This is a genomic window from Streptomyces sp. NPDC054847, from assembly GCF_053610925.1.
In genome coordinates, this window is sequence record NZ_JBSGZJ010000002.1 from 29,695 (window position 1) to 47,704 (window position 18,010).

At 70.6% G+C, this 18,010-nt stretch carries 17 protein-coding genes; 16 read left to right on the forward strand and 1 reads right to left on the reverse strand.

Annotated elements, in window-relative coordinates:
* The 8 genes from ACWGH4_RS00935 to ACWGH4_RS00970 form a co-directional block, all read left to right on the forward strand.
* Positions 1 to 589, forward strand: a 589-nt coding sequence (locus tag ACWGH4_RS00935; RefSeq protein WP_453454179.1) for a helix-turn-helix transcriptional regulator, incomplete at its 5' end; no start/stop codon positions are given.
* Positions 590 to 1,074: 485 nt separating this feature from the next.
* A complete protein-coding gene (locus ACWGH4_RS00940) occupies positions 1,075 to 2,700 on the forward strand; it encodes an MFS transporter (RefSeq protein ID WP_453454181.1) in 1,626 nt (541 codons plus the stop codon).
* An 18-nt stretch (positions 2,701 to 2,718) separates the two neighbouring features.
* Positions 2,719 to 3,246 carry a hypothetical protein gene (locus ACWGH4_RS00945; RefSeq protein ID WP_453454183.1) on the forward strand — a complete coding sequence of 176 codons (528 nt, stop codon included), beginning with the start codon at positions 2,719 to 2,721 and terminating at the stop codon, positions 3,244 to 3,246.
* A gap of 132 nt (positions 3,247 to 3,378) precedes the next feature.
* Entirely contained in the window at positions 3,379 to 3,576 is a 198-nt protein-coding gene (locus tag ACWGH4_RS00950; protein WP_069925412.1) for a hypothetical protein, read from the forward strand.
* Positions 3,577 to 3,862: 286 nt separating this feature from the next.
* Positions 3,863 to 5,209, forward strand: a complete 1,347-nt coding sequence (locus ACWGH4_RS00955) for a hypothetical protein (RefSeq protein ID WP_453454185.1) — start codon at positions 3,863 to 3,865, stop codon at positions 5,207 to 5,209.
* A gap of 223 nt (positions 5,210 to 5,432) precedes the next feature.
* On the forward strand, positions 5,433 to 5,894 hold the full coding sequence (locus tag ACWGH4_RS00960) for an SHOCT domain-containing protein (protein WP_453454186.1): 462 nt from the start codon (positions 5,433 to 5,435) through the stop codon (positions 5,892 to 5,894).
* Positions 5,895 to 5,924: 30 nt separating this feature from the next.
* On the forward strand, positions 5,925 to 6,359 hold the full coding sequence (locus tag ACWGH4_RS00965) for a DUF7144 family membrane protein (protein ID WP_453454188.1): 435 nt from the start codon (positions 5,925 to 5,927) through the stop codon (positions 6,357 to 6,359).
* Positions 6,360 to 6,438: 79 nt separating this feature from the next.
* On the forward strand, positions 6,439 to 7,815 hold the full coding sequence (locus tag ACWGH4_RS00970; RefSeq protein WP_453454190.1) for a diacylglycerol/lipid kinase family protein: 1,377 nt from the start codon (positions 6,439 to 6,441) through the stop codon (positions 7,813 to 7,815).
* Between the two features lie 124 nt (positions 7,816 to 7,939).
* Here the strand turns inward: ACWGH4_RS00970 and ACWGH4_RS00975 are convergent, their stop codons facing one another.
* Positions 7,940 to 9,433 (reverse strand): long-chain-fatty-acid--CoA ligase, encoded by a 1,494-nt coding sequence (locus ACWGH4_RS00975; RefSeq protein WP_453454192.1) that lies wholly within the window; start codon positions 9,431 to 9,433, stop codon positions 7,940 to 7,942.
* 273 nt (positions 9,434 to 9,706) lie between these two features.
* On the opposite strand from ACWGH4_RS00975, the gene ACWGH4_RS00980 reads away from it, so the two are divergent.
* The 8 genes from ACWGH4_RS00980 (at position 9,707) to ACWGH4_RS01015 (ending at position 17,985) form a co-directional block, all read left to right on the forward strand.
* Positions 9,707 to 10,729, forward strand: coding sequence for an AraC family transcriptional regulator (locus ACWGH4_RS00980; protein ID WP_453454194.1), 1,023 nt, complete (start codon positions 9,707 to 9,709; stop codon positions 10,727 to 10,729).
* Positions 10,730 to 11,067: 338 nt separating this feature from the next.
* Positions 11,068 to 12,120 carry a 3-keto-5-aminohexanoate cleavage protein gene (locus ACWGH4_RS00985; protein ID WP_453454196.1) on the forward strand — a complete coding sequence of 351 codons (1,053 nt, stop codon included), beginning with the start codon at positions 11,068 to 11,070 and terminating at the stop codon, positions 12,118 to 12,120.
* A 127-nt stretch (positions 12,121 to 12,247) separates the two neighbouring features.
* Positions 12,248 to 13,222, forward strand: a complete 975-nt coding sequence (locus ACWGH4_RS00990) for a quinone oxidoreductase family protein (protein ID WP_453454198.1) — start codon at positions 12,248 to 12,250, stop codon at positions 13,220 to 13,222.
* Positions 13,223 to 13,270: 48 nt separating this feature from the next.
* The gene (locus ACWGH4_RS00995; RefSeq protein WP_453454200.1) at positions 13,271 to 14,185 is read left to right on the forward strand and encodes a TauD/TfdA dioxygenase family protein; all 915 of its coding nucleotides are present in this window, start codon (positions 13,271 to 13,273) and stop codon (positions 14,183 to 14,185) included.
* Between the two features lie 104 nt (positions 14,186 to 14,289).
* The gene (locus ACWGH4_RS01000; protein WP_453454202.1) at positions 14,290 to 15,573 is read left to right on the forward strand and encodes an MFS transporter; all 1,284 of its coding nucleotides are present in this window, start codon (positions 14,290 to 14,292) and stop codon (positions 15,571 to 15,573) included.
* Complete coding sequence (locus ACWGH4_RS01005) at positions 15,570 to 16,178, forward strand: RBBP9/YdeN family alpha/beta hydrolase (protein ID WP_453454204.1); 609 nt, start codon at positions 15,570 to 15,572, stop codon at positions 16,176 to 16,178. Before ACWGH4_RS01000 ends, ACWGH4_RS01005 begins: the two co-directional genes overlap by 4 nt.
* Before the next feature lie 551 nt (positions 16,179 to 16,729).
* A complete protein-coding gene (locus ACWGH4_RS01010; protein WP_453454206.1) occupies positions 16,730 to 17,557 on the forward strand; it encodes a YhjD/YihY/BrkB family envelope integrity protein in 828 nt (275 codons plus the stop codon).
* A 230-nt stretch (positions 17,558 to 17,787) separates the two neighbouring features.
* A complete protein-coding gene (locus ACWGH4_RS01015; protein ID WP_441261600.1) occupies positions 17,788 to 17,985 on the forward strand; it encodes a hypothetical protein in 198 nt (65 codons plus the stop codon).
* The last annotated feature ends 25 nt before the right edge of the window (positions 17,986 to 18,010 follow it).

Genomic DNA, 18,010 nt, shown 5'->3' on the forward strand with positions numbered 1-18,010 from the left:
GCTCCAGGGCGTGTCCGGCGACCAGCCGGTGTGTATCGCGGAGGCCGCGGCGATCCAGCTTGCCGCAGGCGGTACCGGGGCGGCCATCGATCTGCTCGACGGCATCCGGTCCGGGGGCCGCTCCGGGCCGGCCGTGACCGTGCGGGCGGCGCTGGTGAGGGCTCAGGCAGCTGAGAGGGCGGGGGACACCGCCACCGCCCGCAGGCTCGTCGGGCAGGCGCTCCTCGACGCCCGGCGGGAGCGGCTGCGACGTCCGTTCCTCGACGCCGGAGCATGGATACGGCCGCTCCTGGCCACGCCTCCGCTGGACGAACTGGCCGCCGACTGGCTCACACCCGGCCCGCCCCGACGGGACGAGCAGCCGCGGCAGGCTTCGCCGCCCCCGCCGCTCGTCGCGGTGGAGCTGAGCGGACGCGAGCGTGATGTCCTGGAGCGGCTGGCCCGGATGATGTCGACGGAGGAGATCGCCGCCGACATGTACGTGTCGGCGAACACGGTGAAGACCCACCTCAAGAGCGTGTACCGGAAGCTGGCGGTGAACAGGCGCGGCGACGCAGTGCGCCGCGCACGCGACCAACGGCTGTTGTGATGGCTCTGCCGGTTCTGCGCGCCCGTCCACCGCGTCCTGGTACCCGACGCGATCAGCCGAACTCGCACAGCCGGCTCACTCGCCGCTCGCTCCTGTGGCCGACGGCGTTGTGGCGGTGCAACGGCCTTCGGGTCGGCCCGGTCCTACGGGAGACCAACTCGGCGACTTTCCGCAAGCGTTCACTCACCTTGCGCTGATCACGGCGCTCTCTCCCCCGCCCGGCAGATGCACGCCGCCGACTGAGCCCCGGGCCCGGCACACGGTCTTCCAGGAACCCGTGGGCCGCGCGACGAGCAGCGCCCGGTAGCGCCATGACCGGGCCGTGCGCGACCGGCACAGGCTCTCCAGGGATCCGTTCCGTTCCCCCGTCACGGGTGAGGCGCGGGGCGGGTTCTTCGGTTCCGATGGGAGGAGCGGCGGGGCATGCGCCGGCCGCTGCCCGGCGACTCCGTCGGCGTTCCGGCCGACTCGGCGAGGTGGACAGCGTGAAGCACTGGCGGGCTCTGATCGTCCTCGGTACGGCCCAGTTCCTGATGGTCCTGGACACGTCCGTCATGAATGTGTCCATCAGTCAGCTGGTCGAGGACTTCGACACGGAGGTCACCGCGATCCAGGCCGTCATCACCCTGTACGCGCTCGTCATGGCGGCGTTCATGATCATCGGCGGCAGGTTCGGTGACATCGTGGGACGTCGCCGCATGTTCCTTCTGGGGCTGGTCGTGTACGCCGTGGGGTCGGCTCTGACCGCCGTGGCGCCAACACTGGGGGTCCTCCTGCTGGGTTGGTCCGTCATCGAGGGGATCGGCGCCGCCATGGTGCTGCCGGCCATGGCGGCCCTCGTCGCGGAGTCGTACCGCGGGCGGGACCGGGCCGTCGCCTACGCGGTCATCGGCGGGCTCGCCGGCGCCGGGATCGCGGTCGGCCCGCTGCTGGGCGGCTGGGTGACGACGTACCTGACCTGGCGGCTGGTCTTCGCAGGTGAGGTCCTGGTCGTCGTGGCCGTCCTGTTGTGCCACCGGACGATCGCGGCCTCCGCCCCGACCGGCCCTCGTCCCCGGCTGGATGTGGTCGGTGCGGTGCTCTCCGCGGCCGGACTCGCGCTGGGCGTGCTCGGGGTGCTGCAGAGCAGCACCTGGGGATGGGTGCAGCCCCGCAACCCTCCCTTCACGGTCCTCGGCTTCGCCCCGACACTGTTCGTCGTCGGTGCCGGGGCGGCCGTTTTGGCCCTCTTCCGGTACTGGGAGCGGCGGCGGGAGCAGCAGGGCGCGGACCCCCTCGTGCACTTGTCCCTGCTGCGCAGGCCCGTGCTTCGGTCCGGCCTGATGACGCTCCTGATCCAGAACCTCATCCTGCTGGGGCTGTTCTTCGCCATCCCGCTGTACTTGCAGGTGGTTCAGGGTTTCGACGCCTTCCAGACGGGGCTGCGCCTGCTTCCGGTGTCCGTCACCATGTTCGCGACGTCCTTGTCCGCCGCCTCGCTGGGGCGGGTGCTGGGGCCGCGCCGGGTGGTCCGGCTGGCTCTGCTGACCCTGGCGGCGGCGGTGGTGTGGCTGCTGGCCACCATCGACCCGGTCATCGACGACGCGCAATTCGCCGGAGCCATGGCCCTGCTGGGCGTGGGTGTGGGCCTGCTCGCCTCGCAGCTGGGCAACGTCGTCCAGTCCGGCGTCGGCGAGGAGGAACGCAGCGAGGCCGGAGGACTCCAGTTCACGGCACAGAATCTGGGCTCAGCGCTGGGCACCGCGCTCATCGGGTCGATCCTCATCGGTGCGCTGGCGCACGCCTTCACGACGCAGGTGGCGGACAACCCGCGGCTGTCCGCAGAGACCCGCGAGCAGGTCGGTGTCGCTCTCCAGGCGGGGGTCACCTTCGTCCCCACCGATGAGGTGCGCTCCGCGGCCGAGCGTGCCGGGTTGCCGCCGGCCGAGGTCGATGCCGTCGCGGACGCCTACGCCTCCGCACAGTTGGACGGCCTGAAGGCGGCGATCCTCGCCACCGGCGGGATCGCTCTGGCCGGTTTCCTGGTCACGCCGCACCTCCCGACCACCCGGGAAAGCCGCCCGCGGCCGGGCGACGGCACTTCGGCCGGCGCGACCGGATCGACGCGCTGAGTCCGAGGGGAGTCACCAGTGCCCAGAAGCAGGTCCGGCCCGAACACACCGCAAGGGGCGGGCGATGCCGAGCACCGTGCCCACGCGGACTACACGGGCGGCGTCTACGGATCGATGCTCGCCGCCTCCGTGGTGATCGGTGCCGGCACGCTCGGCTCGTTCCCACGCACCGAGCTGGTGCTGCTGCTGCTCGTCACCTCTCTGGTGTTCTGGATCGCGCACGTGCATGCCCAGCTGTTCGGGGCGCGCCTGGCGCAGCATGCTCCGAACCGCCGGGTCGTGCTGCGCGTGTGCCGCGAGGAGTGGCCGATCGTCAAGGCGGCCGTCCCGCCGGCCGCCGCGGTGGCCGTCAGTCCGCTCCTGGGCCTCGATGTGCGGGGTGCTCTCTGGCTGGCTCTGTGCGTCGCTGTGGCCGGCCAGGTGGGCTGGTCCATGGCCGCGGCACGCCGCGCCGGTGCTCCGCCGCGGCTCATGGCCGTCACCGCGTCGGTCAACCTGTTGCTCGGTCTGCTGATCGTCTCTTTCAAGATCTTTCTGACTCATTGAGGGCGTGTCGGCCCGTCGCCGCCTTGCGACGGGTCACCTGCCGCGGGTGATGTGCGCACTGGAGTCAGGGGGGACGATCGCAGGGAAGGGAGTCGTCCGCCTGTCCCAAGCATGTCCATGGGAGGACTGCTCGTGCGCTACGAGATCCGCGTCGAGGGACACCTGTCGGAAACCTTGGCCAAGGCTTTTCCGGAGCTGGGCCACGTGGTGATGTCCGGCCAGACGGTCCTGTTCGGTCCTGTCGTGGACGAAGCGCACCTGTACGGTCTGCTGGCACGCTGCCAGTCGCTCGGATTGCGCGTCATGGAGATGCGGCAGTTGCCGGAGTGACAGGGCGGCGGGGACACCGGCTCCGCAGGTGCGGGCAGGTCATCCGCAGACTCCTGCCTCACCGCCAGGGCGGCGTCGCCGGATCACCCGTGGTGGGTGACCCCTGGCCCGGTGACAGGCGTGATCCTGGAGCGGTCGGGTGGCCCACCACCCCTCTCGTCCCGCTCGGCCTCGCCGAAGCGGTGGTCGCCCTCGCGTGGCGGGCTGCGCTCGCGAGGACGCACGTCCCGGGGCCGCAAGGTCCCCCTCCTGCGGCCTGACACCGCAACCGCCCCGAGGAGTACCCGTGAACCCGACCGCGACCCCCGGTCCTTCCGACTCCGGCGGAGCCACGAACGGCAAGCACGCCCTTACCCCCGAGGAACGTGCGGAGTACGAGCGGCTGCGCCGCCACGCGGCGGTGCGCCACCGGCGGGAACGCCGGGCGGGCTCCTCCGTACTTCTTGTGCTGACCCTTCTGCTCGCGCCCCTGGCCGTCGTCGCGGCCTGGGTCCAGGACACGGTCTCCGACACCGACAGGTACGTGGAGACGATGGCGCCACTGGCGTCCGAGCCGCCCGTACAGGACGCCGTGATCAACCGGCTCACCGACCGCGTGGTGGAGCGGGTGGACGTCGGGGCGGTGACGGACTCGCTCACCAAGGCACTCCAGGACGCGGGAGCACCACCCCGCGTCGTGGAGGGGGCCGACGCCCTCACCGCTCCCCTGCAGGACGCGGTCAGGAACGTCGTGGACCGCACCGTCCGCGGTGTGATCACCAGCGACGCCTTCCAGCAGGCCTGGGAAGGCGCCAACCGGCGGACGCACGCCGCTGTGGTGAACATGCTCACCGATGACGGCGGGGGCGCCCTGCGCGCCGAGGGGGGAACCGTCCAACTGGATGTCGGCGAGGTCGTCGACCAGGCACAGGAGCGACTCGTCGACGCGGGCTTCGACAAGGCCGCCGCCATCCCGGACACCTACCGGACGATCACGCTGTTCCAGACGGAGGAGCTGGGCAAGGCGCAGGACGCCATGCGCCTGCTGGACGTCCTGGGCGTCTGGCTGCCCGTCCTGACCGTCGCACTCGCCGCCCTCGCCGTGTGGACCGCTCCGGCACACCGGGTGATGGTGATGATCACCGCGACGGGTGTCGGCGTGATGATGGTCGTGCTGCTCGTCGCTCTCGCCGTCGTCAGACGTGTCTATCTGGACTCTGTCCCGCCCACGGCACTGCCCCCCGACGCGGCCGCGGCGATCTACGACACGTTCGTCCGCTTCCTGCGCGACAGCACGCGCACACTGCTGGTCGTGTCGGTGATCACGGCACTGATCGCGTACCTCTACGGTCCCGGTCGCCCCGCCCGTGCCGTCCGCGCGGTGGCGGACCGGAGCACGACGGCCGCCGGCCGGGGCCTGCGCCGCGCGGGAGTGCGCACCGGGTCCACCGGACGCCGGCTGGCGGACCACCGGGCGTGGATCACGGGAGGGATCGTCGCGGCGGCAGCGCTGGCGCTGGTGCTCTGGAACCACCCCACGGTCGGAGCGGTGGCGCTCGTCCTCGGCGTCGCCCTGGCCGTCCTGATCGTCCTGGCGATCCTCGCGGCCGCCTCCGGACCGACCGGCCGGGCGGCGGACCGTTCCGCTTCGTGAGCCGTGATCGGCAACCGGCGGCCCCGAAGGCGGCAGCCGCACCCCGCAACCACGGCAGGGGAGCGACTCCTGTCCGAGACGGCGGGGAACGGGTCGAGCGGCGGCGATCACAGCGCAGCGCGCACACTCACCCGCGCCGGGTGAGGCGCCCGGTGATTGCCGTGGGCACGCTGAAGGTGACAGAGAACCGCTGCCGGGTGAACGCCCGGGACGGAGGCCGGACATGACCGCGCAGACCTATCTGGCGTACGACTTTCCGCTGCTGGGCGCCTTCTGGACCATGCTCTTCTTCTTCCTGTGGATCATGTGGTTCATCCTGCTCTTCCGGATCATCGCCGACATCTTCCGTGACGACACGCTGAACGGCTGGGCGAAGACCGGCTGGCTCCTGTTCTGCATCCTCCTGCCCTTCCTGGGCGTGTTCGTCTACGTGATCGCCCGCGGCAGGAACATGGGCCGCCGAGAGGTGGCGCAGGCGCGATCGCAGCAGGAGGCGTTCGACGCGTACGTCAGGGAAGCCGCGGGCGGGCGGTCCAGCAGCGTCGACGAGCTCGCCAGACTGTCCGAGATCCGCGACCGCGGCGCCATCACGGACGAGGAGTTCCGCAGGGCGAAGGAACTGGTCCTTTCCGGCCACGGCCCGGCGGAGCACTCGGGCTCCACCCCTCACACCTCCGGACGCTGAGCATCCGAACACCACGAAACGAGGTGCAAGATGACCGCGACACACACTCGCCCGACGGACACCGCAAAGCAGGAATGGGCAACCGGCCTGACGGTCTTCGCAGCCGTGATGCTCTTCCTCGTCGGTGTGCTCGACATCTTCCGGGGCATCATGGCCATCGCCGAGGACGACATCTTCGTCACGACGCCCAACTACGTGTTCGAGTTCGACCTGACCAGTTGGGGATGGATCCACCTCGTCCTTGGGGCGCTCGCCGTGATCGTCAGCATCGGACTGCTCCGGACCGCGGCGTGGGCGCGCGTCACCGGCGTGGGCATCGCCGGACTCGTCATCATCGGCAACTTCCTCTCCCTGCCGTACTACCCGGTGTGGTCGATCGTGCTGATCGCGCTCTCCGGCTTCATCATCTGGGCCCTGTGCGTGGTCGAGCGCGGCAACCTCTTCGAACTGTCCGAACGGCGCTGACCGAGCACGGTGTGAGCCGGCCACGGGCGGACGGCGCGGGAGGGCGGAGGGCCGAGGATCGCGAAGAGAGGGACGACCGGTGGGAACACACGCAGGACACACGAGGAGATCAAGAGCGGCAGGGCCCGCGCCCTCTCGACAGGGCAGCGCCGGACGCGCCCGCCTCGCCGTGCTCGCCCTCCTGGCGAGCATCATGGTGCCGCTCGTCGCCGCCGGTCTGCGGAGCGTGCTGTGGGTGCTGGTCGGCATCGCCGGGGTGGCGCTCGCAGCCGTCGGCGTGTGGTGGGCCCTGGCGCACACAGGGGCGGTACGCGCCTTGGGCGCGGCCCTCTCGGTGACCGCACCGCTCACCGTCCTTGTCCTGTTCGCCACCTTCGGCATGCTGGGGCCGGCCCTGCTGTCCCTGGCCCTGTGGGTGCTGGCAGTCACGTCGGCGCGTACGGCCCTGAGCCCTGGGCACACCGCCTCCAAGCAGTCGGAACAGGCCGTCACCGAACCCCCCCGCGCCCCCTGGATCCTCATGAATCCGCGCTCCGGCGGCGGCAAGGTCGGCCGTTTCCAACTGGTGGAGAAGGCCCGGGCGGCGGGCTGCCGGGTGGCCCTGCTCGACCCGGGCCAGGATGTCGTCCAGCTGGCCCGGCAGGCCGCCGCCGGGGGAGCCGACCTGCTGGCGGTGGCGGGTGGCGACGGCACCCAGGCGCTGGTGGCCGAGGTCGCGGCGCGCCACGACCTGCCGTTCGTGGTGGTTCCCGCCGGTACCCGCAACCATTTCGCCCTCGATCTCGGCCTCGACCGCGACGATCCGGCGAAGGCCCTGGAAGCCCTGACCGACGGCGTCGAGCTCCGCGTCGACCTCGGATACGCCGCGGACCGCGTCTTCGTGAACAATGCCTCGTTCGGAACCTACGCGTCCGTCGTCACCGAACCCGCGTACCGGGACGCCAAGGCCCGCACGTCCCTGCGCACCCTCCCCGGCCTCCTCACCGGCGAGGGTGCGCCCAGGTTGCGGGCGCGAGCCGACAGGACGTACGTCGACGGACTTCAGGCGCTGCTCGTCAGCAACAACCCATACGGACGCGCCGTCGACGCCACCCGGCCGGGACGCAGGGAGCGGCTGGACACCGGGCTCCTCGGCGTGGTGTGCCTGCGGGTCGGCAGTGCCGTTCAGGCGGCGGGCGTGGTGCGCGGACCGCGCTCGGGAGGCCTCGTCCGGCTGACCGCCGGGAAAGTCGTCGTAGAAGCCGACTCGGACGTACTCCCGGTCGGCATCGACGGTGAACACGTCGTCCTGCCGGCTCCCGTCGTGTGCCACAGCGCGCCCGGCGCTCTCCGGGTCCGCGTACCACGCCGTCGCCCCCACGCGCCGCGGGTCGTCGGGGCCTCCGCCGACTGGCCGCGCGTGGCACGGTTGGCGCTGCGCCGTCCGGTCCGGGGACACGACACCGCGGCAGCTTGATGTCGGCGGTGCACGGCATCGCCCCGGAGCGGCGCCGGCGGCCATCTCCAGTCGGCTGCTGCCACAGTGGACCAGCGTGTCGGTTCACGGCCGGGGAGCCAGTTCGCCGTCGGACGCCGCGTGGTCATCGATCGGTGACCACGATCTCGCGCTTGAGGATCTTGCCGGTGGGGCCCTTGGGAAGCTCGGCCGTGAAGGTGACGATCCGCGGGTACTTGTACGCCGCCAACCGGTCCTTGACGTGGTCGCGGATCTCCTCGGCCGTGGCACGGGCACCGGCCCGGAGTGTGATCACCGCGGCGATCTCCTCGCCGTGCACCGGGTGCGGCACGCCGACGACTGCGGCTTCGGCGACGGCCGGGTGCTCGTACAGCACCTCCTCGACCTCACGTGGGTAGACGTTGTAGCCACCTCGGATGATCAGGTCCTTCTTCCGGTCGACGATGAAGTAGAAGCCGTCCTCGTCGACGCGGGCCAGGTCGCCGCTGTGGAACCACCCGTCGCGGATCGCCTTCGCCGTGGCCTCCGGACGGTTGCGGTAGCCGGTCATCACGTTCTCGCCGCGGATCACGATCTCGCCGACCTCGCCCGGGGGAACCGCGCCGCCGCCCTCGGTGACGAGCTTCATCTCGACTCCGCGGATCGGCTGCCCGATCGAGCCCGCCTTGCGCGGGCGGTCGGGGTGGTTGAACGCGGCAACCGGCGACGTCTCGGAGAGTCCGTATCCCTCCAGAACGGTGACGCCGAAGCGCCGCTCGAAGCCGTGCAGCACCTCGACGGGAAGCGAAGCACCGCCGGAGACGGCGAGGCGCAGCCTGTGCGCGTCGAAGCCTTCCGGGAGCTCGGCGTGGAGCAGCGACGCGTACATCGTCGGCACACCGAGGAACACGGTGACCCCGTCGCGCGCGATGATCTCCAGGGCGCGCGCCGGCTCGAACCGCGGCAGCAGGGTCAGCGTGGCGCCGGCGGCGACGGCGGTGTTGAGCGCGCAGGTCTGGCCGAAGGCATGGAAGAGGGGCAGGCCGCCGAAGAGCACGTCGTCAGGTCCGACCTGGAGCAGCGTCTCAGCCGTGGTGGCAGTGTTGGTGGCCAGGTTCCGGTGGGACAGTTCGGCCCCCTTCGGCGTCCCGGTCGTGCCCGAGGTGTAGAGGATGAGGGCCGGGTCGTCATCGGTCCTGTCGACGACGCCGGGCATCGGTTCGTGGGCCCGCAGGACATCGTCGAAGGCCAGGGGCTCAGTGACCAGACAAGCGGTTCGGGTCTCGGCGGCGGCCTTCGCCACCTCGTCCGCGAACAGGGGGTGCACCAGCGCGATCCGTGCCCCGCAGTCGCGCAGGGTGAAGGCCACCTCACGGGCCTTCAGGAGCGGATTCAGCGGCACGACCACACCGCCGGCCCGGAGGATGCCGTAGTAGACGACCGGGAACAGCGGGACGTTGGGCATCGTCACCGCGACGCGGTCGCCGGGCTGGACGCCACGGTCGCGCAGGAGGGCGGCGAGTCCGGCACTCGCGTCGTCCAACTGGGCGTAGGTGAGCATGCTGTCGTCGTGGCGCACGGCAATGCGATCGCCCTTGGCCGTGGCGGAGTTCACCAGGAACGTGGCGAGGTTGGTCATGTCGGCAATCTCCTTGGGTTCGTCCCCGCCTGCGAGGCGGTGTTCCGGAGGCGGATCACATCGCGCGGGGTGACCCCACCGCGAGCACCGTCCGTACAGGGGCGGTGTGGCAGGGTCAGCCACAGTCGCAGTAGATGGCGCTTGAGTTCGGGCTGGTCGTGGTCCTCGGTGAACGTGCGCCATGCTAGGTTGCGCCTACCTGCCTTGCTTGTCCTGGCGGGACATCTGACTTGTTTTCTCGGGACATGACCCGGACAGCGTCTGGAGGGCCACATGAGGCCTCTGGTCCGCACCGCGGCCCTCAGCGGTTACGTCGAGCTGTGCCGCTCGCTCGGCATCGACCCGCAGTCCCTGATGCAGCGCGTGGGCCTGGACACCGCGGCCCTCGCGGTGCAGGACCGGTGGATCTCCGGGGCGGCCGCGGTCCAGGTGCTCGAACTGTCGGCAGCCGCCTCCGGGCACGAGGATTTCGGCGTACTGATGGCCGAGTTCCGGCGCTTCTCCAACCTCGGCCCCGTCAGTCTGGTCGTCCGCGAGGAACCGGACGTACGGAGCGCACTGGGGCTGTTGATCCGTCATCAGCACATGTACAACGAGGTGCTCCACGCCCGTCTGTCCGAAGGCGACGGGCTGGCCACGTTGAAGGTCGACCTGCGGCTCGGCGAGACGATGGAGACCCGGCAGGCCACGGAACTGGCCGTCGCCGCCTTCCACCGGATCCTGCGGGGCTTCCTGCACACACGGTGGCAGCCTCTCTCCGTCTGGTTCAGGCACCCCGGACCGGCGGACACCGCGACGCACCGACGCGTGTTCGGCCCCGCGGTGGAGTTCGGCCGCGAGTTCGACGGCATCGTCTTCTACGCCGACGACCTCGATGCGCCCAACGCCACGGCGGACCCGCTGCTGCGGGAGTACGCCCGCCAGTACTTCGAGGCGATCGCGGTCCCCAAGGACACCACCGTCGCGGACCGGGTACGGGAGCTGATCGAGGTCCTGCTGCCGAGCGGGCGCTGCTCGATCGAGCAGGTCGCGCGCAGCCTGGGGGTCGACCGGCGCACCGTCCACCGGCATCTCGCCTCCTCGGGCGAGACGTTCTCCTCACTCCTGAACGCCACCCGCGTGCACCTCGCCGAGCAGTTCGTCGCGAATCCGCGGCGCACGCTGACGGAGATCTCCGACCTGCTGGGCTTCTCGTCGCTGAGCGCCTTCTCGCGGTGGTTCCGCGAGCAGTTCGGATGCAGCCCGAGGTCGTGGCGCACCGACAGGAGCCGACAGCAACTCCCCGGCCAGGACTGACGCCCCAAGCGGCACGAGGGCGGCCGGGGCGGGCCGGCTCACTCGGCGCGTCACTGAGCGGTGTCCCCAAATGACAAGTTTTCCGTCCCCGAGGGTCAAGCAGGCTCGGGTGCTCGCCCCTACCTTTGCAGCACCGCAGAGACGCGGTCGGCCGCCGGAGGAGAGCCGTGGTACTCCCCCAGTGCACGTCCCCTCCGGACCGGTCGAGCGTACCGGGCCGCCATGCGCCCGCTGTCCCCCGGTGACCCGCATCGATCCTCGCCGACATCTCATGGCCCCGCATCGCACCGGGCGCTGCTCCCGGCGAGTGATCACCGATCGCACGAAGGAGACGGACCGTGCACTTCCACGACGACTCACTTTTCCCGGAGAACCAGGAGAAGCTGGTGATCCAGGCCGCTCCCTACGGGCCGGAGTGGCTGCCCGGGGACGCCGACGACCTTCCCCTGACGATGGACGAGCACGTCCAGGCGGCCGTCGACTGCTACAACGCCGGCGCCACCGTGCTCCACATCCACGTACGTGAGCTCGACGGCAAGGGCTCCAAGCGGATGTCCATGTTCAACGAGCTGCTGGGCCGACTGCGGGAGGCCGTGCCGGACATGGTCCTGCAGATCGGCGGCTCGATCTCGTTCGCCCCGGAGGACGAGGGCAGCGAGGCGAAGTGGCTGAGCTACGACACCCGCCACCTGCTGGCCGACCTCACCCCGGCGCCGGACCAGGTGACCATCGCGATCAACACCAGCCAGATGAACATCGTCGAGATCATGACCGACGACGATCTGGAAGGCACCTCGATCGCCAAGCCCGAGTACTACAAGGCATACCGCGACATGGTCGTCGAGGCGGGTCCCGACTTCTATCTGGAGCACCTCAAGCGCCTGCACGCGAACGGCATCCAGCCGCATTTCCAGCTCGCCACGCTGGCCCAGCTCGAGACCGTGGAGCGGCTCGTCAGGGCCGGAGTCCACGCGGGTCCCCTGGTCCTCAACTACGTGGCCATCGGGGGCGGCTTCGCGGGCCGGCACCCGGCCGACCTGATCGAGTTCGTCCGCCGCACCCCGGACGGCGCCGTCCTCACCATCGAGAGCTCCATGCGCGCTGTGGCGCCGATGAACGCTATCGGCATCGCGCTCGGCGTGCACGTACGCGTGGGCAACGAGGACAACCTGTGGCGGCGCAAGGGCGAGCGTATGACCACCGTCGAGCAGGTCGAGCAGATGGTGCGGATCTCCGAGGCGCTCGGCCGTGACATCGCGACCGGCGCCGAGGCCAAGAAGATCTACAAGCTCGGCGAGTACTACTCCGGCGCCGACGAGACGCTGGCCCGCCTCGGCATGGTGCCGAACCGCCGTCCTGGCCGGCGCGGCTTCATGCTGCGCGACGTCTGATCGCGGCACGGGACCACCGCGCCGCCGCGCCCGCCGCGTATCCGAGCCCCATGAGGCCGCCGGGGGCCGACCCCCGGCACCGGCGGTCCCCTTCTCCTCCTCACCCCACGAACAACGGAGTACGCCCATGGCTCACGCCATCCGCTTCAAGGAGACCGGCGGTCCCGAGGTCCTGCGCCGGGAAGAGGTCGTCGTCGGCGACCCCGGTCCGGGCGAGGTACGGATCCGGCACGAAGCCGTCGGACTCAACTTCGCCGACACCTACTTCCGCAGTGGCCTGTATCCCGCGACGCTGCCCGCCGGACTGGGCGTCGAGGCCGCGGGTGTGGTCGAGGCGGTGGGCGAGGGGGTCACCCACGTCGCCGAGGGCGACCGGGTCACGTACACCGGAAGCCCGCTCGGTGCCTACAGCACGGAACGGGTGATGCCCGCCGACTCCCTGATCCGGCTGCCGGAGGGCATCGGCTTCGAGACCGCGGCTGCGATGACCATGCGCGGACTCACCTCCGCGTACCTGCTGCGCAGGATCCACCCGCTGAAGGCCGGCGACACGATCCTGCTGACCGCGGCGGCGGGAGGGGTCGGCCTCATCGTCTGCCAGTGGGCCAAGCTGCTCGGGCTGAACGTCATCGGCACCGTCTCCACCGAGGAGAAGGCCGAGCTCGCCCGCGCCCACGGCTGCGACCACGTCATCCACTACAAGCGCGAGAACGTGGCCGAGCGGGTCCGCGAACTGACCGAGGGCGCCGGGGTCCCCGTCGCCTTCGACAGCGTCGGCAGGACCACCTACGCCGCCTCGCTCGCCTCGCTGCGGCGTCGCGGGCTGCTGGTCTGCTTCGGTACGGCCTCCGGGCCCGTCCCACCCATCGACGCCATGCAATTGGCCGTCAGCGGCTCCCTGTTCGTCACCCGGCCCGCGCTCGCCGACTACATCGCCGACCCCGCCGAGCGGGCCGAACTTGCGGGCGAGCTCTTCGACCACGTCGCCTCCGGACGCATAGCCATCGAGATCAACCAGCGCTACGCGCTCGAGGACGCCGTCGAGGCGCACCGCGAGCTGGAAGCGGGACGGACCACGGGATCGTCCGTCTTCGTCCTCTGAGCCCTTGCCGGCTCACGCGCACCACCATCCCCTCGAGGAGGAAGCACCATGGAAAAGACTCTCGCCCCTCTGCAGGGCGCGCCCGCGTCGGTGCGCGCCCACTCCCGCGGCTCGATCAAGGTCGAGCCGCTGACCTGCACCATCGGCGCCGAACTCTCCGGCGTGAACCTTGGCGACGCCTCGCGCGACGATGATCTGTTCGCCGAGATCAGGGCTCTGCTCCTGCAGTACAAGGTCCTGTTCCTGCGCGACCAGGACATCACGCGCGCCGAACACGTCACCTTCGCCGAGCGCCTCGGCCCGCTGGAGGACCACCCGGTCGCCGGCAGCGACCCCGACCACCCCGGCCTCGTCCGCATCTACAAGGACCTGGACAGCGCGCCCGAGCACTACGAGAACGCGCTGCACACCGACGCCACCTGGCGCGAGAACCCGCCCATGGGCGCCGTGCTGCGCTGCATCGAGTCGCCCCCGGTGGGCGGAGACACGATCTGGGTCAACATGGCCGAGGCCTACAGCCGCCTCCCGGAGCACATCAAGACGCAGATCCAGGGTCTGCGCGCGCGGCACAGCATCGAGGCCACCTTCGGCGCCGTCATGCCGCAGGAGAAGCGTCACGCGCTCAAGGCGCGGTTCCCCGACGCGGAACACCCGGTGGTGCGCACCCACCCCGAGACCGGCGAACAGATCCTCTTCGTCAACGCCTTCACCACGCACTTCGTCAACTACCACACGCCCGGGAACGTCCGCTTCGGGCAGGACTACGCCCCCGGCGCGGGCCTGCTGCTGAACTACCTCATCAGCCAGGCCGCGGTCCCCGAGTACCAGGTGCGCTGGCGCTGGACGCCGAACAGCGTCGCCATCTGGGACAACCGCTCCACCCAGCACTACGCCGTCCAGGACTACTGGCCCGCCGTCCGCCGGATGGAGCGCGCCGGGATCATCGGCGACAGGCCGTTCTGACCCTTTCCCTTCCATCAAGAGCAGTTGAGGTGATGACAATGGGGTTTCTCACCACTGCGGAACCCGCCCCGGGCAGAACCGGTGCCGGTTTGTCGGAGTGGCCCGTGTCCCGGCGCTATGCCTGGGTCGTCTTTGCACTGAGTTTCGGACTCCTGCTCTCGGACTACATGTCCCGGCAGGTCCTCAACGCCGTCTTCCCGATGCTGAAGGCCGACTGGCTGCTGTCGGACGCCCGGCTGGGTTCCCTCAGCGGCATCGTGGCGCTGATGGTCGGTCTGCTCACCTTCCCCCTCTCGCTGCTGGCCGACCGGTGGGGCAGGGTCAGATCGCTGGTCATCGCGGCCACGATGTGGAGCCTGGCGACCCTTGGCTGCGCGGTGGCGGCGACCTACGGCCAGATGTTCGTCGGCCGGCTCTTCGTCGGCATCGGTGAGGCCGCGTACGGCAGCGTCGGCATCGCCGTGGTCCTCAGCGTCTTCCCGCGCGCCCTGCGGGCCACGCTCTCCGGAGCCTTCATCGCCGGCGGGGCCTTCGGCTCGGTCCTGGGCATATCCATCGGCGGCGCCGTGGCCCAGGCATACGGCTGGCGTTGGGCGTTCGCCGTGATGGGCCTCTTCGGCCTGGTGCTCGCGGGCATCTACGCCGTCGTCGTCACGGAGAAGCGGCTGGCCCCGCGACAGGATCCGGTCGAGGGCAGGGCCGGCGTCGGGGCGCCCGACCGCCTTCGCGTGCTCCTCCCACGGCTGTTCTCCTCCGTCTCCGTGATCAGCGCCTACATCGGCAGCGGTCTGCAGTTGTTCATCGCGGGGGCCCTGATCGCCTGGCTGCCCAGCTACTTCAACCGCTACTACGACATGCCCACCGCCAAGGCCGGCGCGACCGCGGGCCTCTTCGCCCTGGTGATCGGAATCGGCATGATCGCCGGCGGAATCGCCTCGGACCGGTTCAGCCGGCGCGCCCCGATCCGCAAGTGGACCGTCGCAATCAGTTGCAGCGTCGGCTCTCTCGTCCTGCTGATGACCGCGTTCCGCCTGCCGGCCGGCCCGACACAGTTGCTGATGCTGGCGCTCGGAGCCCTGCTGTGCGCCGGAACGGCCGGGCCGGGGGCCGCCATGGTGGCGAATCTGACCCCCGCGGCCATCGCAGCGACGGCGTTCGCCACACTCACGCTGGCCCAGAGCCTTCTCGGACTGGCCCCCGGCCCCGCGGTCACCGGCGCGCTCGCGGACCGGCTCGGCCTGCTCGGCGCGCTCCAGCTCGTCCCGCTCGTGTCGATCGCGGCCACCGGGGCCCTTCTGGTCGGCCGCCACCGCTACGAGCGCGATCTCCACCGTCTCACCCGCCCCGTCGCGACGGCGGGGCCCGAGGAACCGGAGGCGTCCTCATGACAGGAACCTCAGGGCCCACGATCGTGATCGTTCCCGGCATGCGGGACCACGTCGAGGACCACTGGCAGACCATCCTTGCCGAGCAGCTCCGTCAAGCCGGCCGCACCGTCCGCATCGTCCCACCGCCGGCGTGGAACCGTCTCAGCCGTGACGCCCACGTCGCCAACGTGGTCGAGGTGATGGTGCAGATCACCGGGCCGGTCGTGATCGTCGCCCACAGCGCGGGCGTCATGACCACGGTGCAGTGGGCACAATGGCACGACGCGGACGTCCGGGGCGCCCTCCTGGCAGCACCCCCGGACTTCGAGACGCCGCTGCCGGACGGCTACCCCACTCCCGACGAGCTGGCGACGTACGGCTGGACACCGGTGCCCCGGAAGCCGCTGCCCTTCCCCAGCATCGTCGCAGCCAGTTCGAACGATCCCCTGGGGTCCCTGGGGCGCGTCGCCGAACTCGCTCGGGAATGGGGAAGCCGCCTGGTGGAACTCGGGCCCGTCGGACACCTCAACCCCGCCTCGGGACACGGTCCGTGGCTCCAGGCCGAGGAGCTCGTCGAGGCACTCGCACACGGTTGGTGCCATGCGGGCCCCCGTCCGGCCTCATAGGCCGCCGCGCTCAGGCTCCGTACGACAACAGCGTTTGCAGAGCCTGATCTGCACCCACCGCGCACACGCCTGGCACCACTGACAGCAGCCCCCCGGCCGCACGGGCCAGGGGGCTGCCGGTCCTGTACCGCCCGGAACGATGGACTCACACGCATCCGCGTACGCCTTCAGGGCGTCGGCCTCGCCCTGGTCGTCGGGCCAGGCGGCTGCGCAGCTTCATGGCGGTCCCTCCCCCGACGTGGAGACCGGTGCGTCGGGAGCGGCGGCAGTGACTGGACCCGTCCTGCTTTGGCGTCGGTCTCCCGGCGGGATGGTGCAGGCTCGTCTCACCCTGGGCAGCCGGCCATGAGGCGCTGGTCGCCTCTGCCGCGCACCTTGCCGAGGGACGGCCGGGGAGGGCAGCTGCGGCGGCGATGGTGAGTGCGATGCGGCGGCGAGGATGTTGCTCACCGCGGGCCCGCGGTGAATCCCCCGCGATCGACTCGCCGCCCGCGGTCCGGCCACGGACGTGTCCCGCACATCGCCCGGCCGGCAGCGGTTCACTTGATTCCATGACACGCAACAGTCCGCGAGCGCGTCGCAGGGCCACTCTGGACCGGCAGAGGGAGGCTGCGGCCCGGCGCTACCGGGACAGCCAGGCAGGCATGGTGTGGAGTCGGCTCTCGGCGATCGACTTCTTCGGCAACTCTTTCCAGCTCGCCGCGCTGTCCCTGCTGTGCTTCTTCCCTTTCCTCATCGTCATCACGGGCGCGGCCGGCCGTGACGCCGCCACCGCGGTCGCCGGCTGGCTGGGGCTCAGCCAGCAGGCGGCCCAAGCTGTGGCGTCGCTCTTCGCTGGAGGCGAGGACCTAGGATCCCTGACGGTGTCGAGCGCCTGCCTGTTGATCGTCGGTGCCGTGGCCGTCGCCGGCACCCTGCAGAGCTGGTATCAGAGGCTTTTCGATGTCCCGCACCGCGGCTGGCGGGACATTCCGGCGCAGCTCTGCTGGCTCGCGCTCCTGCTGGCCTACTGCTCCCTGCAGGCCGTGGTCGGCAGAGCGCTCGAGGGGCCGGTACTGCGGAGCCTGTTCGGTCTCGGCGTCGCGACGTGCTTCTGGTGGGTGACCATGTACGTACTGCTCCTTCCCGCCGTGCGATGGCACACTCTCCTACCCCCGGCCGTCGTCACAGCTGTGTGCTGGACGGGCCTGGGCGTCTTCTCCGCCCGCTTCTTCTCCGCGTCGATCGTGGAGAACAACGAGAAGTACGGCCCCATCGGTGTCGTCATGGTCATTCTGTCCTGGCTGGTGGCCGTAGGGGTGGTCATCCACCTTGGAGCCGTCGTCGGTCGCCTGTACCTTGAGCGCCGTTCCCGGCAGGGCTCCCGGCCGCACCGCTGACAGCACCTTCAGCAAGCGGCTGCTCCTCACTCGGGCGGGAGCTCGCCGGCGGTGTCTGTAGCCGTGGCGGGGCAGGTGGCTCGTCCGTGACCGCGACACGGCGGGCCAGGCCATCAGGAAGGTCCGGCAGCAGTTCACCTGTACCGGGTGAGGCCCGGCGGGGCGCCTTGGGGGAACATCGCAGGGAGTGCGCCGTCCGCCTGCCCACGCCGCCCGCAGGAGAACAGTCCATGCGCTACGAGATCCGCGTCGAGGGACACATTTCGGAAACGCTGGCCAAAGCCTTCCCGGAGCTGGGCTATGTGGTGATGTCCGGCCAAACGGTTCTGTTCGGCCCTGTCGTGGACGATGCGCACCTGTACGGGCTGCTGGCCCGCTTCCAATCGCTCGGACTACGCGTCCTGGAGATGCGGCAGGTACCGGAGTGATTGGCCGGCCGAAGTGGGCGCTCCC